Here is a 15,479-nt window from a genome sequence, read left to right as displayed (position 1 = left end):
AACCGAACAGCGGTGCGTGGTAGTCGGACGCGCAATTTCGGAGGTAACGCTGCCGCTGTGATTGACGCGAAGGAGGCTCCGCATGGTGGCGGTCGTTCGTGCATCGGACGGCACGCTGCGGAGCAGCCAGTACAAGGGGCGTAGTGGTATCGCTGCAGAGTCAGTCTGGGTCGATTTTCGCCTCTCGTTCCGGCCGACGGATGGAATAACGCTCCCGGCCACAGCACGTGTGCAGGCGCCGGTTCATCGATCTACACATAATCCGGAGACACGAACATGGGATACGTCACGACCAAAGATGGTGTCGAGATCTTCTACAAGGATTGGGGCCCCCGGAACGCCCCAGTCATCCACTTTCATCATGGCTGGCCGCTCAGTGCCGACGACTGGGACGCCCAGATGCTGTTCTTCGTGGCGAACGGCTTCCGAGTCGTTGCTCACGATCGCCGCGGGCATGGACGATCGAGCCAGGTGTGGGATGGACATGACATGGACCACTACGCTGACGACGTGGCCGCGGTAGTCAATCACCTTGGTAGCCAGGGGGCGGTACATGTGGGCCACTCGACCGGCGGCGGAGAGGTCATCCACTACATCGCCCGTCACGGCGAGGACCGTGTGTCCAAGGCCGCGATCATCAGCGCGGTTCCTCCGCTGATGGTCAAGACCCAGAGCAATCCTGGCGGCCTGCCCAAGGAGGTGTTTGACGACCTTCAGGCCCAGCTCAAGGCCAATCGCGCCCAGTTCTATTACGACGTTCCGGCCGGGCCGTTTTACGGTTACAACCGCCCCAATGCGAAGACCTCTGAAGGCATTATTTGGAACTGGTGGCGCCAGGGCATGATGGGCTGCGCCCAGGCCCATTACGACGGAATCGTAGCCTTCTCGCAGACGGACTTCACAGAAGATCTCAAGGGAATCACCATTCCTGTGCTGGTGATGCATGGGGATGACGACCAGATCGTACCCTACGAGGATTCCGGGCCGCTTTCAGCAAAGTTGCTCAAGAACGGGACTCTCAAAACCTATTCTGGCTTCCCCCACGGGATGCCAACCACCGAAGCTGAGACAATCAACGCAGACTTGCTGGCGTTCATTCGCGGCTAACCGCGCCAGGGAGCCAGGTATTTCTGGCTCCCTTCCTTTCCATGGGCGCGACGGCATGGCGTTCCGTTTAATTAGCCGTCGGGGCGAACGTCAGTGCCTTTAACCCGAACATTGCTCCACGAGTGCGAGGACCGCAATCTCAGCCCCATTCGTTCGCTTCTGGCCAATTTCTGCCGCTGGCGAGGGCGGCTACCGACCCAAAGCGGACTATCAAAAACACCATCCGGCTGCCAGCGCAGAGATAATTCCTAGTACTTCCTGGGCTCGACCAAAGACGTGCACTAGGATTGCAACGCCCACGAGAGTGGCATCGAGGACGTTGGTCGGCTCCGATAGCGGAAAGCTCATTCAGGGAGGATGACAATTGAAGACCAATAAGTGGTTGGCGATGACATTGGCCTGCTCATTTGCGACAGCCACCAATGCCGATGAGCTTTACGAGTTCTTCTCCATCGAGTGCATCCCGGAGCTTCGCACGTTGCGGGTGTCGTCGGTGGCCATCTGGAACATCCAGGAGCAGATTTGGCCAACTGCGCCTATTCAAGACGACCGGGCCAAGTGGCTTAAGGCGAATTGGACGCGTCACGTGCACGCTCTGCAGAGGCTGGAACGTGAGCGAAATCTGTATGTGTTTGGCCAGATGTATGGGATGGCGCAGGGCGATCCGATTCAATGCTCGCTATCAGGGGTGCACATCAGCATAGATTCGCAAAAGATAGAGCGCCCAGATGACGAAATGAAAGAAGTCACTCGGGGGAATCCACGAATAGTTGCAAGCTGGGCCAATGGGAAGGAGGCGTTCAGCACTTACCTTGCTCCAGGGGATGATCTGCAGGTATCAGAAGGCGAGAACGCCTTGACGATCCTGCACTGCAAACCGGTGGATGACGACTCGCCTGAGATTCAAGAAAAAATGCATCGCTGCGTAGAACGGTTCGAGCTGCCCAACGCCAACTGATCCTTCCAAATGCTGGCCTGCACCTAGCTTTGAGTTTCCACTAAGGTTCGATTGCTGCTCCTGGCGGGGGGCAGCTACCGCCCCATAGCAGTCATTGCAATCAAGGAGACCGGACAATCCTCCCCTCATGAATTTCTTTCACGAATACCTCTAACGTGTCGGCGTCCCGCTCAAGCTGGCTAGCCATCGCTCGTAGCTCATCCCTTAAAGCCGGGACAACCGACGATAGTGATATAAGGCGATCTGCAACAGCTGCATTATTGAACGAGGTCGTGCGCAGCGCTGTGAGCATCTGTTTCTCAACTCCATTCATTGCAATGCAGCTATGCCTCCGTCCTGCACACGCTCTGCCAACGACCGTAAGGTCGCTGCATTCTTGCGAAGCAACTCGATAACCTCTATCACCTCGCCACCTAACCCAGGCGGCAACTCCAGGACTGCCCGTTCCAGCACTACCGCCGCCGCTTCGCCCTGAAACGAAAGCTCAGCCAACGTAACCCGAACCTCCTCTGTAGATCGACTCCGAGACATCACGCGCTCCTCGTTATCACTTCAGTTAACCCTGCTTGTAACCATAGCCCCTGTCAGCAGCGGCGGAAAACGACTCAAAACGCACTCTCATTTACACGCATCCTGCAGGCTAGCCTCTTGGCCTGTGCAGTAGCACCTCGCCCCTAATCGAGACGTAACCTAGGGCTGAAGCAACTCCCCTCGAAGAATCGTGATCTGCTTAGGTGCATCAATGCTTACTCGAATTTGGTTAGGGTTCGAGGTTGAATTGATTTGGATAGTTGAATCGCCCCGGCTTTCCTAGACACTCTCCAAGCTTTGGAAGTAGCGCTTTTCAAACTCCACTGGCGATAGCTGCATAGCGCTGCTGTGCCGGCGTTTGGGGTTATAAAACATCTCGATGTAATCGAACACATCACTGCGGGCTTCTTCGCGGGTGCCGTAGGTTTTCCGTCGGATGCGCTCCCGCTTCAGCAACTGGAAAAAGCTTTCCGCTACCGCGTTGTCGTGGCAGTTGCCACGTCGACTCATGCTGCTGCTTAGGTTGTTAGCCTTGAGGAAACTCTGCCAGTCCGAACTGCTGAACTGGCTACCCTGGTCGGAGTGGATCATCACTTCCTGCTTGGGCTTGCGCCGCCACACCGCCATCAGCAGGGCATCGATGGCCAGGTCGCTGCACATTCGTGACTTCATCGACCAGCCGATCACCTGGCGTGAAAACAGATCTAGCACTACCGCTAAGTACAACCAGCCCTCATAGGTCCGGATGTAGGTGATGTCGGTGACCCAGACCTTGTTCGGCTCACTGACGTTGAACTGCCGCTCCAGGCGATTGGGCGAAGCCACCGCCGGCCGGCCGCCATAATAGCCGGGATGCCGCCGATAGCCGGTTTGTGAGCGCAGCCCTTCTCCCCGCATCAGGCGAGCCACGCGGTGCCGGCCACAGGACTCCCCCAGCTCACGCAGGTCGTCGTGAATCTTGCGATAGCCGTAGACCCCACCGCTTTCCAGCCAGGCGTGTTTGATCAACCCGAGCAGGCGCTGATCTTCCTTGGCGCGCACGGATTTCGGCTCGGCCAGCCAGGCGTAGTAACCGCTGGGATGCACTTTCAGGGTCTGGCAGAGGCGTCGAACCGGGTACTCCACCGACAGCTTGCTGATGACGGCGTACTTCAGCCGCACTCCTTGGCAAAGTACGCGGCGGCCTTTTTTAGAATGTCTCGCTCTTCGGTCACTCGCTTGAGTTCGGCGCGCAGACGACGCAGTTCGGCCTGCTGATCGTCTTCTTGCTGCCGCTGCTCCTGGGGCTTGCTGTAGCGCTTGATCCAGACATACAGGCTGTGCACCGACATGCCTAACCGCGCTGCCACCTCGGCTACGGGGAGGCCGCGCTCAGTCACTTGCTTGACCGCTTCGATTTTGAATTCTTCGGGGTAACGCTGGTTGCTCATGGCACCTCCTAATGGGCCTCATTATGAGGCTTGGAGGTGTCTACGAAACTAGGGGCGATTCACAATCCAGTAGTCCTGTCCACTCTTATCAACAAAATCGCGCAGGTCCGCTATACAGCCAAGCATGCCAATTTTCACATGCCTTACGCCCCTGAATTTGAATCCAGCTTGAATCAAATACCATGGATATATCGCGTCAAGCTCAACATACGACCAAGCTCTGAAGGCTTGATCAGCATCTGAAAAGCCCATCGCGATCTCGGAGCTCCGGAATGTTGTAAACATCTCACCTCCAAAAAGAACCCTATAGAGTGTAGCTCTATAGGGCTCATTTGACATCAGCCCGTGTCGCAATCAGCGGCTCGAGCCGACGATCAGCTAGCCGATAGCAAAGCTCCTTCCAGCGCATTTCCCCAGTAGGACCGGAAGGGCTTTTACCTTGAGCCATAAGGCGCGTTCTCGCTCGCGCTCTGTACCCAAGGCTCAAGGCCAACACGGTCTTTCGCGGAGAACTGTGAAGGCCAGCCGCGGCGCTTGAGCTTCGGGCAATCGCCGTGACGGGTTGGGTCGAGGCCTGGAGTCGGAGAGCGGCGCTGTGGCGTCGTCCACACTAAAGCTGTACAAGGGCGCTATCTCGTGGTTTAGCTCTTTAATTCCGTAGTTCGTAGATTGATCACTTCCGAGGAATTGATGGTCCGACGTTTGCCGCCAGCAGTGGAACTTTTGCCGCCAGCAGTGGAACTGCAGCACGACTACAGCCGTGAGATGAGGATGACAAACTGGCCATAGGTGATCAGGTAAAAGCTAGAAAACCTTGTAGCTCTAGGCGAAATAGCTTTCATAAGCCACTGATAGAAAAGGCTTTATAGTTTTTAAGTGATTTTTCGCATATTTAACTGAATACGACAGCTTTCTGCGCAGAGAAATCCCCTAGGCTTCGCATAATGTATATTATGTTAAATTACATATAGACCCAGGTAGCCCCTCGAGCAGCTATCCAGGATTTCTTCATCCTTCTCACCAATTCCCCCTCCACCCCCTCCGCCATTACCCAACTGGCAAAACCTCAGAAGCATCCTCTCCAAGTCAGCCTCCAATCTTCGAACAGCATTTGCCCAGAGCCCGGCTATTCTTCTGTGCGAATCGCTGGGCGAAACTCCGATGGGCCATTAGGAGGCGTTTCTTGAATCGGACTCGACTGTTCCTCGCATCCTGCCTGTCACTGACATCGTTCCTCGTTCTTGCCGATACCTCCGGTACGTTCCTTCAAGGACGTATTTACGAGCTTCGTCGCGATACTTCACAGCCCACCTGTGTCGAGTGGCCCAACGGGCTGCCCGATGGCGTCTGGGGAAACGGCGGTGATTACGTTGCCGATGGTGACCACCTGAGCGCCAATGGCGATGTGTTGATCACTTCCGCGATCTACAAGCCCACAGGGATCAGGGTTTCGCACACGTTCTACAAGAGCCGGCAATCCTGCCTGGCGGATATCTCCCCGCAACCGCTCGCCACTGCGGCCAGGGACGACGGTCAGGGTTCCTATGTCGACCGGTTGCAGCGTAATTTCGGCGCCCGCCTGTATTTCAGCTCCGCCGAGGCCGAGGCCCTGGTGAAGAAGATCAACATCGACTGCAAGGCTCCCGATGGCCGCCATTTGCCGCTCTACAACGCGCTGCTGGCACGCCTGGATGAAGCCAGCACGCCCGATGCGTGGATGGAAACCAGTGTGGTCAACACCGGCAAGAAGCTGCAGGTGTTCGACAGTGTTCGCCTGAAAAGTGGCAAGGAACTCACCCCGCAGCTGACGCTGGAAATCAACGAATACGGTGCCTACGAAACCCACGGCGTCCGTCCGCAGGCGCTATCGAACGCCTGCTTTGGCTCCTACGGCCCCATCTGGAAACTCTAGCCCTCGTAAGTCTTTGAAAGTGCTGGAGTTGTATTTCGCGACAGGTGATCCGGACTTAAGCTCGCCGGCCGGCAAAAATCCACGAATCACCCATACTCAATTCACGCCTATCACTACCCCGCGAGAGCGTCCTGCAGGACGTTCCTCGGCGAAGCGCGGTGCCTGAGCGGCGCAGCAACAGGTAAGCCCCCTGCTCTCTTTCCTTCAAGAAGCCCTGGGAGCAAGGGTGATGTGGAAGCCAGGAAGCGCCCGGTGGAAGGACCACCGGAAGTCTCGATCGGGCGAGGAGCCCGCAAGGAACCACAAGAGGGCTGTTGAATGCCACATGACGGAAGCCTGCTGCAGGCGACGGTAATCTTCCTGCTGACGGTCGTCATTCTCGTACCCCTGGCGCAACGCCTGAAGCTGGGCGCCGTGCCGGGATATCTGTTGGCCGGCATCCTGATCGGCCCGTCCGTACTGGGCCTGGTCAGCCATCCGGAAAACGTCAGCCGCCTGTCAGAGATGGGCGTGGTGATGCTGCTGTTCATCATCGGCCTGGAGCTTTCCCCGCGCCGCCTGTGGATGATGCGCCGCTCGCTGTTTGGCGTGGGATCACTGCAGGTGGGGCTGACGGCGCTGGCTCTGGGCATGATGGCGTTCCTGCTGTTCGATCAGTCCCCGGCGGCGGCCGTGGTGCTGGGCGTGGGCCTGGCGCTCTCTTCCACCGCGTTCGGCCTGCAGGTACTGGCCGAGCGCAAGGACCTGGGCAAGCCCCATGGCCGGTTGGCCGTAGGCATTCTGCTGTTCCAGGACATCGCTGCCATCCCCCTGATCGCCGTGGTGCCGCTGCTGGCAGGCAGCGGTGACCCGTCCAATGAAGGTATCCGCCCCCTGCTGACGGTGGCCGTCGGCATTGGCGTGGTGGTCATCGGAGGGCGTTATCTGTTGCGCCCGGTGTTCACCTGGGCGATGGGCTCGGGGCTACGCGAGTTGTCCACCGCCACCGCGCTGCTGGTGGTGCTGGGCACCGCCTGGATCATGGAGCACGTCGGCGTCTCCATGGCGCTCGGCGCCTTCCTGGCCGGCATGCTGATGGCCGAGTCGCAGTTCCGCCATGAGCTGGAATCCCAGATCGAACCGCTAAAGGGCCTGCTGCTCGGCCTGTTCTTCGTAGGCGTGGGCATGACCGCCGACCTCAGCCTGCTGGTCAGCGCGCCACTGCTGGTGCTGGGCCTGACGGTGCTGCTGGTGGGCGTCAAGCTGCCGCTGTTGTTCGGGCTGGGCCGTTTCACGGGTGGGCTGCAACGCTCCGAGGCGATCTGCCTGGGCATTGTGCTGGCCTCGGGCGGCGAATTCGCCTTCGTGGTGTTCAAACTGGCGCTGGATCACCGACTGCTGGAGCAGAAGGTCCACGACATTCTGGTGCTGGTCATCACCCTGTCGATGGCCGTGGTACCGCTGGTGATGATGGCGCTGGCCCGCCTGCTGCGCGACGAAGCGTCGGACAAGGCAGTGCCCGATGGCCCGCCGCAGGTGAGCGGCGAGCCTCGCGTGGTGATTGCCGGCATGGGCCGCATGGGCCGGGTGGTCGCCAACCTGCTGCAGGCCCAGGGCGTGCCGGTGGTTGCGCTGGATACCTCGATGGATGCCCTGGTGCGTCAGCGCAAGGAAGGCCGGGTAGCGGTCTACTACGGTGACCCGACACGCCCGGAGATCCTTCACGCCGCCAAGGTCGGCGAGGCCGAGCTGGTGATAGTCGCCACCGACGACCCGCAGATCAACCTGGACACCGTGGACGCCCTCTCCCGCCTTTACCCGAAGACCCGGGTGATCGCCCGCGCGCTCAACCGCCAGCAGGTTCTGCAGCTGCTTGAGCGGGGTGCGAATCCGGTGCGTGAAACCTTCCATTCCAGTCTGGAAATGGGGCGTCGCGCCTTCATCGAGCTGGGCATGAGCGAGGAACAGGCCACGGCCTGGGTACGCGGTTATCAGCAGCAGGAAGTGCAGTCGCTGCTGGAACTGCATCGTCAGGGTCGCAACGACGAACCCGGCGGACGTTTCGACGACGGTGCAGGTCTGGCCGGCGTCAGCCAGCGCGCGGCCGAAGAGGTTACTGGCCAAACGCCCGCTCAATTATCCGAAGAATCATCCGAACCCGCCCGGCCAACCGCCGAGCGGCGCAATGAACGTCCTGCCTGAGGAGAAAGGCCATGCAACCCGGATTCAAGCTCGACGGCGCCCTCTACCAGGGCATGCTCGACATACTCATCAAGGCGGGCCTGGTGGCCGCCCTGGTGATCTTTTCCTTCGAGGTGTTCCAGCCGTTCCTGGAGCTGATGCTCTGGTCGGTGATCCTCGCAGTCACCCTCTATCCGGTGCTGCGCTGGGTGAAGGCACACACCGGATTGAAGGACGGCCACGCTGCCACCCTGATCGTAGTGTTCGTGCTCCTGGTCCTGATCGCCCCGATCTACCTGATGGCAACGTCCATCGCCGACTCCGTCGACAGCGTCGGGGCCATTCTCAAGAGCGGCACCTTGAGCGTGCCGGCCCCCTCTCCTTCGGTGGCCGACTGGCCGTTGATCGGGCCACGCGTCTATGACTTCTGGCTGGCCGCCTCCACCAGCCTGAGCGACGTGCTGCGCGGCCTGATGCCCAACATCAAGGACGCCGGACGTGTGCTGCTGAGCGCTGCCGCCAGCGCTGGCGGCGCCTTCCTGCTGTTCATCGGCGCCATCATCATCTCCGGCATCATCATGGCTTTCGGCGAGATGGGCACCATTGCCGCGCAGCGTATCGCCCTGCGGATTTCCGGCGCCGAACGCGGCCTGCACATTGCCGCACTGTGCACCGCCACCATCCGCGCGGTCGCCCTCGGGGTGATTGGCATCGCCTTCATCCAGATGCTGCTGATCGGCCTGGGCTTCGTGCTCAAGGGGGTGCCGGGAGCGGGCATCCTGGCGCTGATCGTGCTGGTGCTGGGTATCGCCCAGGCACCGGCGAGCCTGGTCACGCTGCCGGTGATCATCTATGTGCTGAGCACCGAAGGCTTCACTGGCACCACCATTGTGTTCGCCATCTATATCTTCGTCGCCGGCCTCGCCGACAACGTGCTCAAGCCACTGCTGCTGGGCCGAGGCGTCGACGTGCCGATGCCGGTGGTGCTGATCGGCGCCCTGGGCGGCATGGTGGTCAAGGGCATCATCGGCCTATTCATCGGCCCGGTGATCCTCGCCGTGACCTACAAGCTGTTCTGGCAATGGGTCGACCAGCAGGTGCCGAAGCTGGACAAACCCGCCAATCCGGCCGAATGACCCAGGGATCGCCATGCCAGAGCGCGCCAGACGCTGCAGCCTGATTCTCGCCGCCCTGCTGGGCGGCTGCACCCAGGTCGGCCCGGATTACCAGAAGCCCGAGAGCCCGTGGCTGGATGGCTGGAGCACACCCTTGCTGGACCAGGCCGGGCACCGGGCGAGCGCCCCGGATTTCAGCCGCTGGTGGACGGTATTCGCCGACCCGAGCCTCGACGCCTTGATCGCCGAGGCCGACGCGCACAACACCAGCCTGCGCGTGGCCGGCCTGCGCATTGCCGAGGCGCGCGCGCAACTGGCCATCGCCGAGACCGGCCGCTACCCACAGCTACAGCAGATCAGCGCGGACAGCCTCTACCTCAAGCAGAACCAGCACGGCGCCCCCAGCGCGCGGGACTCGGTGTTCTGGCAATCCAGCGCCGGCTTCGATATCGGTTGGGAGATCGACTTCTGGGGCCGCTTCAGCCGCGCCATCGAGTCGGCCGACGCGGTGTATTTCGCCTCCCAGGCCAATTACGCCGACGCCATGGTGCTGCTGCGCGCGCAGGTCGCCGACACCTACTTCGGCCTGCGTACCGCCGAAGCGCGCCTGGACATCGCCCGCGAGAACGCCAAGCGCCAGGAGCGCAGCCTGCAGATCACCGAGCGGCTGTTCCGCCACGGCGAGAACGACGAACTGGACTGGCAGCAGGCGCGCACCCAGTACCTGGCGACCCAGGCAACCATTCCCGAGTTCGAGAACCAGGTGAACGCCCTGCGTAACATCCTCTGCGCCCTCCTCGGCCGCCCGCCGGGGGAGATCCCGGAGCTGCTTGCGCGACATGGGCAATTGCCGTTGCCCGACGGCGCGATCCTCCAGGACGTGCCGGCCAGCCTGTTGCAACGCCGCCCGGACATCCGTGCGGCCGAACAGGCGGTGGCCGCGCAATCGGCGTTGGTGGGCGTCGCCGAAGCCGACCTGTATCCGTCCCTGAGCCTGATCGGCAGCATCGGCTGGAGCTTCGTCTCGGCCAGCAACCTGCCCGATGGCTTCAACCTCGCCGCCGGCCCGAGCCTGGTCTGGAACCCCTTCGACTACGGTCGACGCAAGAACGCCGTGCGGGTGGAAGACGCCCGCCTGCAGCAGTTGATCGAGCTCTACCAGCAGGACGTGCGCAACGCCGCCCGTGAAGCGGACGACGCTGCCAGCGGGCTGGTGCGCTCGCTGCAGAGCGCTGGCATCCGCGAGCAGGCCTCGCAGGCTGCGCAGCGTTCGTTGAGCCTGGCGAGCTCCCAGTACCGCGAAGGTTTCGCCGACTTCCAGCGCGTGCTCGACGCCCAGCAACTGCTGCTGCAACAGCAGGACGGTTACCTGGTCAGCCGCGGCAATGCAGTCAGTAGCCTGGTGGCCCTGTACAAGGCCCTCGGTGGCGGCTGGGACAGCCAGCACACACCTATCGATGCCGCCACCCGCCAGCAGATGCAACAACGCACCGACTGGGGCGACCTGCTCGACGAGCCCGCCCCACCAGCTCAGCATGAAGGACAGCAGAAATGAGCGACGCCCCTGCTACGACGCCGGCACCACCCTCGCCCCCCGCTCCCGCCAGGTCCGCACCGGACCGGGGCATGCGCCTGGTGTTGCTGCTGATCGTCGTCAGCCTGGTCTGGTACCTGCTCGCCGACCGCTTTACGCCCTACACCCAGCAGGCACGCCTGCAGGCCTACGTGGTGCCGGTAAGCGCCGAAGTGGCCGGCCAGGTGAAGCGCGTGGCAGTGGGCAACAACCAGGAAGTGCGCAAGGGCGACGTGCTCTTCGAGCTGGACCAGGAACAGTACCGCATCGCTCTGCAGCGCGCCGAAGCGGACCTGGATACCGTGCGGCGGCAGATCGGCGCCAGCACCGCCGGTATCGACTCGGCCCAGGCCTCGCTGGCCGCTGCCCAGGCCAATGAGCGCAAGGCGCGGCAGGATGCCGAACGCCTGCAGCGGCTATACCAGGAAGACCCCGGCACCGTGTCCGTGCGCCGCCTGGAAGCCGCCCAGGCCACTCGCGAACAGGCGGCCAGCCAAGTAGCGGCGGCCCGCGCCGAGGTCGAGCGGGCCCGGGAACAGCAAGGCGGCCACGACGAGGACAACGCCCAATTGCGCAGCGCCACAGCCAACGTCGCCAAGGCTCGCCTTGACCTCGCCCGCACCACGGTGCGCGCCGATTCCAACGGTCTGATCACCGACCTGCGCACCGACGTCGGCCACTACGTCAGCCCTGGCAGCCCGGTGATGACGCTGATCGCCATCCATGACCTGTGGATCAGCGCCGACATGACCGAGAACAACCTCGGCCACCTGCGCAACGGCACACCGGTGCTGGTGGTGCTCGACGCGCTGCCCGGTGAGTTGCTGCACGGGCGCATCCGCAGCATCGGCTATGGCGTCAGTGTCGGCCAGGGTACGCCGCCGGGCACACTGCCAACGGTGCAGAACAGCCGCGAATGGCTGCGCTCGGCGCAACGCTTCCCGGTGATCGTCGAACTGGACCGCGATCAGCTGGAAAACCCCGCCGGCCTGCGCGTGGGCGGCCAGGCGGAAGTCATGGCGCTACCCAGCGAAGGCAACCCGCTCAACCTCCTCGGCCGGGTATTCATGTGGCTGATGAGCTGGCTGTCCTATGCCTATTGATCCGCCGCGTCTGGCATTGGCGCGCCGGCGGGCCCTGCGCCTCGCCTGGGGCACGGCACTGTGTCTGGCCGCCAGCTACGGCATTGGCATGCCGATCCCTTTCCTTGCACCAGTACTCGCCGTGCTTCTGCTGGCGATGCGCGCCCGCGCCCTGCCACTGCGCGCGGCCCCCGCGTTGTCAGTGCTGGTACTGCTGAGCTGTGGCATCGGCTTGCTGCTGATTCCGCTGCTGCGCCACGCGCCACTGAGCGGCGTGCTGCTGGTGGGGGTTGGCTTGTACTGCGTGTTCCGCTATGCGCTACGCGGCGGCAATGGCCTGCTGGCGAACCTGCTGGTGATCGGCCTGACCATGATCGCCGCTGCCGGCACCAGCGACTTCACCCTGGCATTGTCGGTGGTCGAGGCGCTGGCCAAGGGCATGCTGCTGGCCGTGCTCAGCAGCGCGGTGGCCCATGCCCTGTTCCCCGAACCGGCCGATGTGCCCTCGCCCTCTGCCCCGCCGTTACCGGGCGCGGAAGATGCCGCGTGGGTCGCCCTGCGCGCCACGCTGATCGTGATGCCAGCTTTCCTCCTGGCGATCATCGCGCCGGACCGTTTCATGCCGCTGATCATGAAATCGGTGAGCCTCGGCCAACAGGCCGGGGAAACCCGCGCGCGCCATGCCAGCCGCGAGCTGATCGGCTCCACCCTGTTGGCGGGGCTGCTGGCGATACTGGTGTGGAGCGCCCTGAGCCTGTTCGTGCACCTGTGGATGTTCTTTCTCTGGGTACTGCTGTTCACCCTCTGGCAGGGGCGCCGCCTGTATGCAGCGGTGGCTACCTGCAAGAGTCCTGCCTACTGGGTCAGCTGCCTGACCACCATGCTGATCCTGCTTGGCCAGTCCGTACAGGACAGCGCCGGCGGCCAGGACGTCTACCGCGCCTTCGCCGTGCGCATGACGCTGTTCCTCGCGGTATCGCTGTATGCCAGCGGCATGCTCATCTGGATCGACAGCCGCCGCGCAAAGGCCAGCGCCGCCTAGGACGGCCGGTTCACGCCCGAATCGACCTGGCAGGCATTCAGCTCAGCCCACCACCAGCCGGGTGGAACGCTCGCCCACGACCATCTCGGTGATCCAGCGCACCAGAATGTCGGTATAGGCCTCTTGGGATTGTTCGCTGGAGAGCGCGTGGTCGGCCTGGTCGATGATCCGATGGGTCAGCGAGTGGGTGTGCTGGAAGGCCGCCCGGTAGCTCATGATCGTCGCGTGGGGGATGTAGTCGTCGTGCTCGGACTCCACCAGCAGCACGTCGCCGTGGAAGCCGGAGCAGGCCTTCAGCGCACGGTTGCTGGCCGCCGGGATATGGCTGGCGCGGTACTGCATCAGGTCGTCGCGGGGCAGATCGCGCTTGGGTACGTCCCAGTCCTCGTCGCGGTACATCGCCGGCACGCGCAGCGCCAGCCAGCGCACGGCGCGCAGTTCGGTGAGTATGGCGGCGAGGTAGCCGCCGTAGCTGGTACCCACCACCGCTACCGCGTTCGGGTCGATACGCGGGTGCGCCACCAGCCGGTCATAGGCGGCGAGCAGGTCGCGCAGGTTGTCCTCACGGGTGATCGAGCCCTGCAGCGCCTCGCCTGCGCCGTGTCCGGCCAGGTCGAAAGTCAGGCATACGCAACCCAGCCCGGCGATGCCACGGGCACGCCGCAGGTCACGCCCCTGGCTGCCGCCCCAGCCATGCACGAAAAGCACGCCGGGCACGTGGGTGCGCGGGCTGAGGAAGTTACCCTGCAGGCGCAGGCTGCCGACATCGATGTCGATGCGTTCGTCACTGGAAAAATCATTGGGAAAGCGTTCGTCACTGGAAGACATAAGGCTCCACCATTGCGTACTTCATCAGGAAATCGCCGTGCTCGTCCGGGCCGCGATAGAGGACGTGGGTGTTGTCCGGTAACGGCTTGTCCTCGAAGATTTCGAAGGTCGAGGCGCGCACCACACACAGTGCCGGGTCGCCGACGAAGGCCTCCAGCGCCGCCAGCTCCGCGCCACTGGCGCCGCCGATGCGCCAGGACTGCTCCAGCACGCCGGAGCACCGCTGCCCGCGGGCGTCCACGCCCTGGGCGACGTCGTAGTTGCGCCGGGAGGCGAAGAACGCCGGCAGTTGCTGGTGGACAGCATGGTCGAATTGCACCGCCTGCTGGATCGCCAGCTTCACCGAATCCATCAGGTCCAGCGCCAGCAGGCAGCCGAAATCGCCACGCACCACCAGCAGGTCGCTCCCACCGTAGACCAGCTCACCGCGCGGGTTGCGATTGTGCTGCTGGATGCCGTGGTAGCTCAGCATCACACCATTGATCATCACCTGGCCGACGCTGTGAGTCTGCGGCTCGTCGAGGTCGTCCTCGATCACCAGCCCCTCGTGGTAATCGCCCTCCTCGTAGCAGGCCAGCGCCTCGGCCAGTTGATCGGTATCGGACACAACCCGCTGGCCCTGCCCGCCCCGGCTCGCCGCCGGTTTCAGGCGCTGCGGGCCACGCTGCAGCCGCGCGCTGGCGCAGCGCACGGCGTCGTTGTGGCAGAACACGCTGTGACCGTCGAGCACCAGCGGCTTCACCCTGGAGGCAAAGGCGTCGTTCCAGCCACGCGGGGTCAGGGTCGGGCGCTCTATCAATGGGTGGACGATGGCCTTGCCGGCCTGGTAGGCGCGCTCCACGTACCCGCCGAACAGGTCCATCGGGCCGTGGATGCCGAACTCGGCGGCCTGCTCGGGGCCAACCACGGTGGCGTCCGGCACCCAGTAGAACTGCTGGCCGGGCTGGCGGTGCGAAGGCGGCTCGGGGCGGAAGTCCAGCCCCTGGATCTGCGCCAGCCAGGCAGCCAGCGCCTCGTGGGTGCGGCGGTCAGCGGAAGTGGCGTGCGGGTCCAGGGAGCAGGCCACGACCAGGCGTGGACGGTCGGCATCGTTCATGGAGCATCCCTCGGTCAGGCTGTATGAACACCTGACTGGCTGGGCAGTCATCGGTTCTACACAGATGACGAACAGTCGGAGATCCGCATGAGCCACGACCGCAGAGAACAGGATCGCGAAGCGCAGATTCGCCAGAAGGCCCATGACCTGTGGGAGGCCGAAGGCAAGCCGAGCGGCCAGGCCGCCCGCCACTGGCAGATGGCCGAGGAGAGCCTCGATCAGCCGCTGCCGGTCGAGCGCGCCCAGGAGGTGGATTACAAGGGCAAACATACTCCCCGCCGCAAAGCGTAGCGACAAGGCGAATTGCAACCGGCGGGGCGGGTCATCGTGCATTCTGCTGGTTGCACATCGCCACACGCCTGCGCGCATTTCCTTCTCGATCAAGCAGTTGCGACCACACCAGAGACTGGTACGGACCCTGCTTGGAGCTATGGGTGTCGACCGCAGAGTTTCTCGGTCGCGCCTTCGCCCCCTGCCTGAATGACATTCGACAGCGCTGCCCTCCGCACCACCCGGGGGAGCCTGCCATGCCGCAGGTATGCGTGTCGCAAGGCCAGGGGTGGGCAAATGCTGCGGCGCCCACAGCAATCGCCCTGGCGGAAAGTCGAAACTTCGTTCGGCCGGACCCAGTCCCCCGGAGGACAG

13 protein-coding genes are annotated in these 15,479 nt (G+C 62.9%); 9 read left to right on the top strand and 4 right to left on the bottom strand.

Annotated features, from left to right (window positions below; translation table 11 throughout):
- The first annotated feature begins 276 nt into the window (after positions 1–276).
- Together AC2T4A_RS19720 and AC2T4A_RS19715 are read left to right on the top strand one after the other, a co-directional pair.
- Positions 277–1,107, top strand: coding sequence for an alpha/beta fold hydrolase (locus AC2T4A_RS19720; protein WP_045217888.1), 831 nt, complete (start codon positions 277–279; stop codon positions 1,105–1,107).
- 364 nt (positions 1,108–1,471) lie between these two features.
- Positions 1,472–2,065, top strand: coding sequence for a hypothetical protein (locus AC2T4A_RS19715; RefSeq protein ID WP_045217849.1), 594 nt, complete (start codon positions 1,472–1,474; stop codon positions 2,063–2,065).
- Positions 2,066–2,755: 690 nt separating this feature from the next.
- Here the strand turns inward: AC2T4A_RS19715 and AC2T4A_RS19710 are convergent.
- On the bottom strand, positions 2,756–2,821 hold the full coding sequence (locus AC2T4A_RS19710; protein WP_486743701.1) for a hypothetical protein: 66 nt from the start codon (positions 2,819–2,821) through the stop codon (positions 2,756–2,758).
- Positions 2,822–2,875: 54 nt separating this feature from the next.
- Positions 2,876–4,026, bottom strand: a protein-coding gene (locus AC2T4A_RS19705; RefSeq protein WP_156160533.1) for an IS3 family transposase whose coding sequence is annotated in 2 segments (ribosomal slippage) — positions 2,876–3,783 and positions 3,783–4,026 — 1,152 coding nt in all. Because the reading frame shifts where the segments join, the coding sequence is not laid out codon by codon here.
- 1,183 nt (positions 4,027–5,209) lie between these two features.
- Between AC2T4A_RS19705 and AC2T4A_RS19700 the strand changes: the two genes are divergently transcribed.
- From AC2T4A_RS19700 to AC2T4A_RS19675, 6 genes are all read left to right on the top strand, one after another.
- Positions 5,210–5,938 carry a hypothetical protein gene (locus AC2T4A_RS19700; protein WP_486741584.1) on the top strand — a complete coding sequence of 243 codons (729 nt, stop codon included), beginning with the start codon at positions 5,210–5,212 and terminating at the stop codon, positions 5,936–5,938.
- A gap of 318 nt (positions 5,939–6,256) precedes the next feature.
- Positions 6,257–8,119, top strand: a complete 1,863-nt coding sequence (locus AC2T4A_RS19695; protein ID WP_486741583.1) for a monovalent cation:proton antiporter-2 (CPA2) family protein — start codon at positions 6,257–6,259, stop codon at positions 8,117–8,119.
- Between the two features lie 11 nt (positions 8,120–8,130).
- Entirely contained in the window at positions 8,131–9,234 is a 1,104-nt protein-coding gene (locus AC2T4A_RS19690; RefSeq protein ID WP_486741582.1) for an AI-2E family transporter, read from the top strand.
- 13 nt (positions 9,235–9,247) lie between these two features.
- On the top strand, positions 9,248–10,768 hold the full coding sequence (locus tag AC2T4A_RS19685; protein ID WP_486741581.1) for an efflux transporter outer membrane subunit: 1,521 nt from the start codon (positions 9,248–9,250) through the stop codon (positions 10,766–10,768).
- On the top strand, positions 10,765–11,889 hold the full coding sequence (locus AC2T4A_RS19680) for an HlyD family secretion protein (protein ID WP_486741580.1): 1,125 nt from the start codon (positions 10,765–10,767) through the stop codon (positions 11,887–11,889). Before AC2T4A_RS19685 ends, AC2T4A_RS19680 begins: the two co-directional genes overlap by 4 nt.
- On the top strand, positions 11,879–12,910 hold the full coding sequence (locus tag AC2T4A_RS19675; protein WP_486741579.1) for a DUF2955 domain-containing protein: 1,032 nt from the start codon (positions 11,879–11,881) through the stop codon (positions 12,908–12,910). The genes AC2T4A_RS19680 and AC2T4A_RS19675 overlap by 11 nt, the downstream gene beginning before the upstream one ends.
- 42 nt (positions 12,911–12,952) lie before the next feature.
- On the opposite strand, the gene AC2T4A_RS19670 is transcribed toward AC2T4A_RS19675, so the two are convergent.
- A complete protein-coding gene (locus AC2T4A_RS19670; protein ID WP_416751323.1) occupies positions 12,953–13,738 on the bottom strand; it encodes an alpha/beta hydrolase family protein in 786 nt (261 codons plus the stop codon).
- Positions 13,725–14,834 carry a DUF3182 family protein gene (locus tag AC2T4A_RS19665; RefSeq protein WP_486741578.1) on the bottom strand — a complete coding sequence of 370 codons (1,110 nt, stop codon included), beginning with the start codon at positions 14,832–14,834 and terminating at the stop codon, positions 13,725–13,727. The genes AC2T4A_RS19670 and AC2T4A_RS19665 overlap by 14 nt, the downstream gene beginning before the upstream one ends.
- 87 nt (positions 14,835–14,921) lie before the next feature.
- Between AC2T4A_RS19665 and AC2T4A_RS19660 the strand changes: the two genes are divergently transcribed.
- Complete coding sequence (locus AC2T4A_RS19660; RefSeq protein WP_486741577.1) at positions 14,922–15,125, top strand: DUF2934 domain-containing protein; 204 nt, start codon at positions 14,922–14,924, stop codon at positions 15,123–15,125.
- Positions 15,126–15,479 lie beyond the last annotated feature (354 nt).

This window comes from Pseudomonas sp. PVC-3-1 (assembly GCF_057444315.1).
The sequence above is the reverse complement of the archived record's forward strand: the minus strand, read 5'-3'. Positions and strand labels throughout refer to the sequence as shown.

Excerpts from the sequence above, each read along its gene's own strand:
- AC2T4A_RS19690 (WP_486741582.1), top strand. The coding sequence starts at position 8,131 with ATGCAACCCGGATTCAAGCTCGACGGCGCCCTCTACCAGGGCATGCTC.
- AC2T4A_RS19695 (WP_486741583.1), top strand. The coding sequence starts at position 6,257 with ATGCCACATGACGGAAGCCTGCTGCAGGCGACGGTAATCTTCCTGCTG.
- AC2T4A_RS19675 (WP_486741579.1), top strand. The coding sequence starts at position 11,879 with ATGCCTATTGATCCGCCGCGTCTGGCATTGGCGCGCCGGCGGGCCCTG.
- AC2T4A_RS19670 (WP_416751323.1), bottom strand. The coding sequence starts at position 13,738 with ATGTCTTCCAGTGACGAACGCTTTCCCAATGATTTTTCCAGTGACGAA.
- AC2T4A_RS19665 (WP_486741578.1), bottom strand. The coding sequence starts at position 14,834 with ATGAACGATGCCGACCGTCCACGCCTGGTCGTGGCCTGCTCCCTGGAC.
- AC2T4A_RS19680 (WP_486741580.1), top strand. The coding sequence starts at position 10,765 with ATGAGCGACGCCCCTGCTACGACGCCGGCACCACCCTCGCCCCCCGCT.
- AC2T4A_RS19720 (WP_045217888.1), top strand. The coding sequence starts at position 277 with ATGGGATACGTCACGACCAAAGATGGTGTCGAGATCTTCTACAAGGAT.
- AC2T4A_RS19685 (WP_486741581.1), top strand. The coding sequence starts at position 9,248 with ATGCCAGAGCGCGCCAGACGCTGCAGCCTGATTCTCGCCGCCCTGCTG.
- AC2T4A_RS19660 (WP_486741577.1), top strand. The coding sequence starts at position 14,922 with ATGAGCCACGACCGCAGAGAACAGGATCGCGAAGCGCAGATTCGCCAG.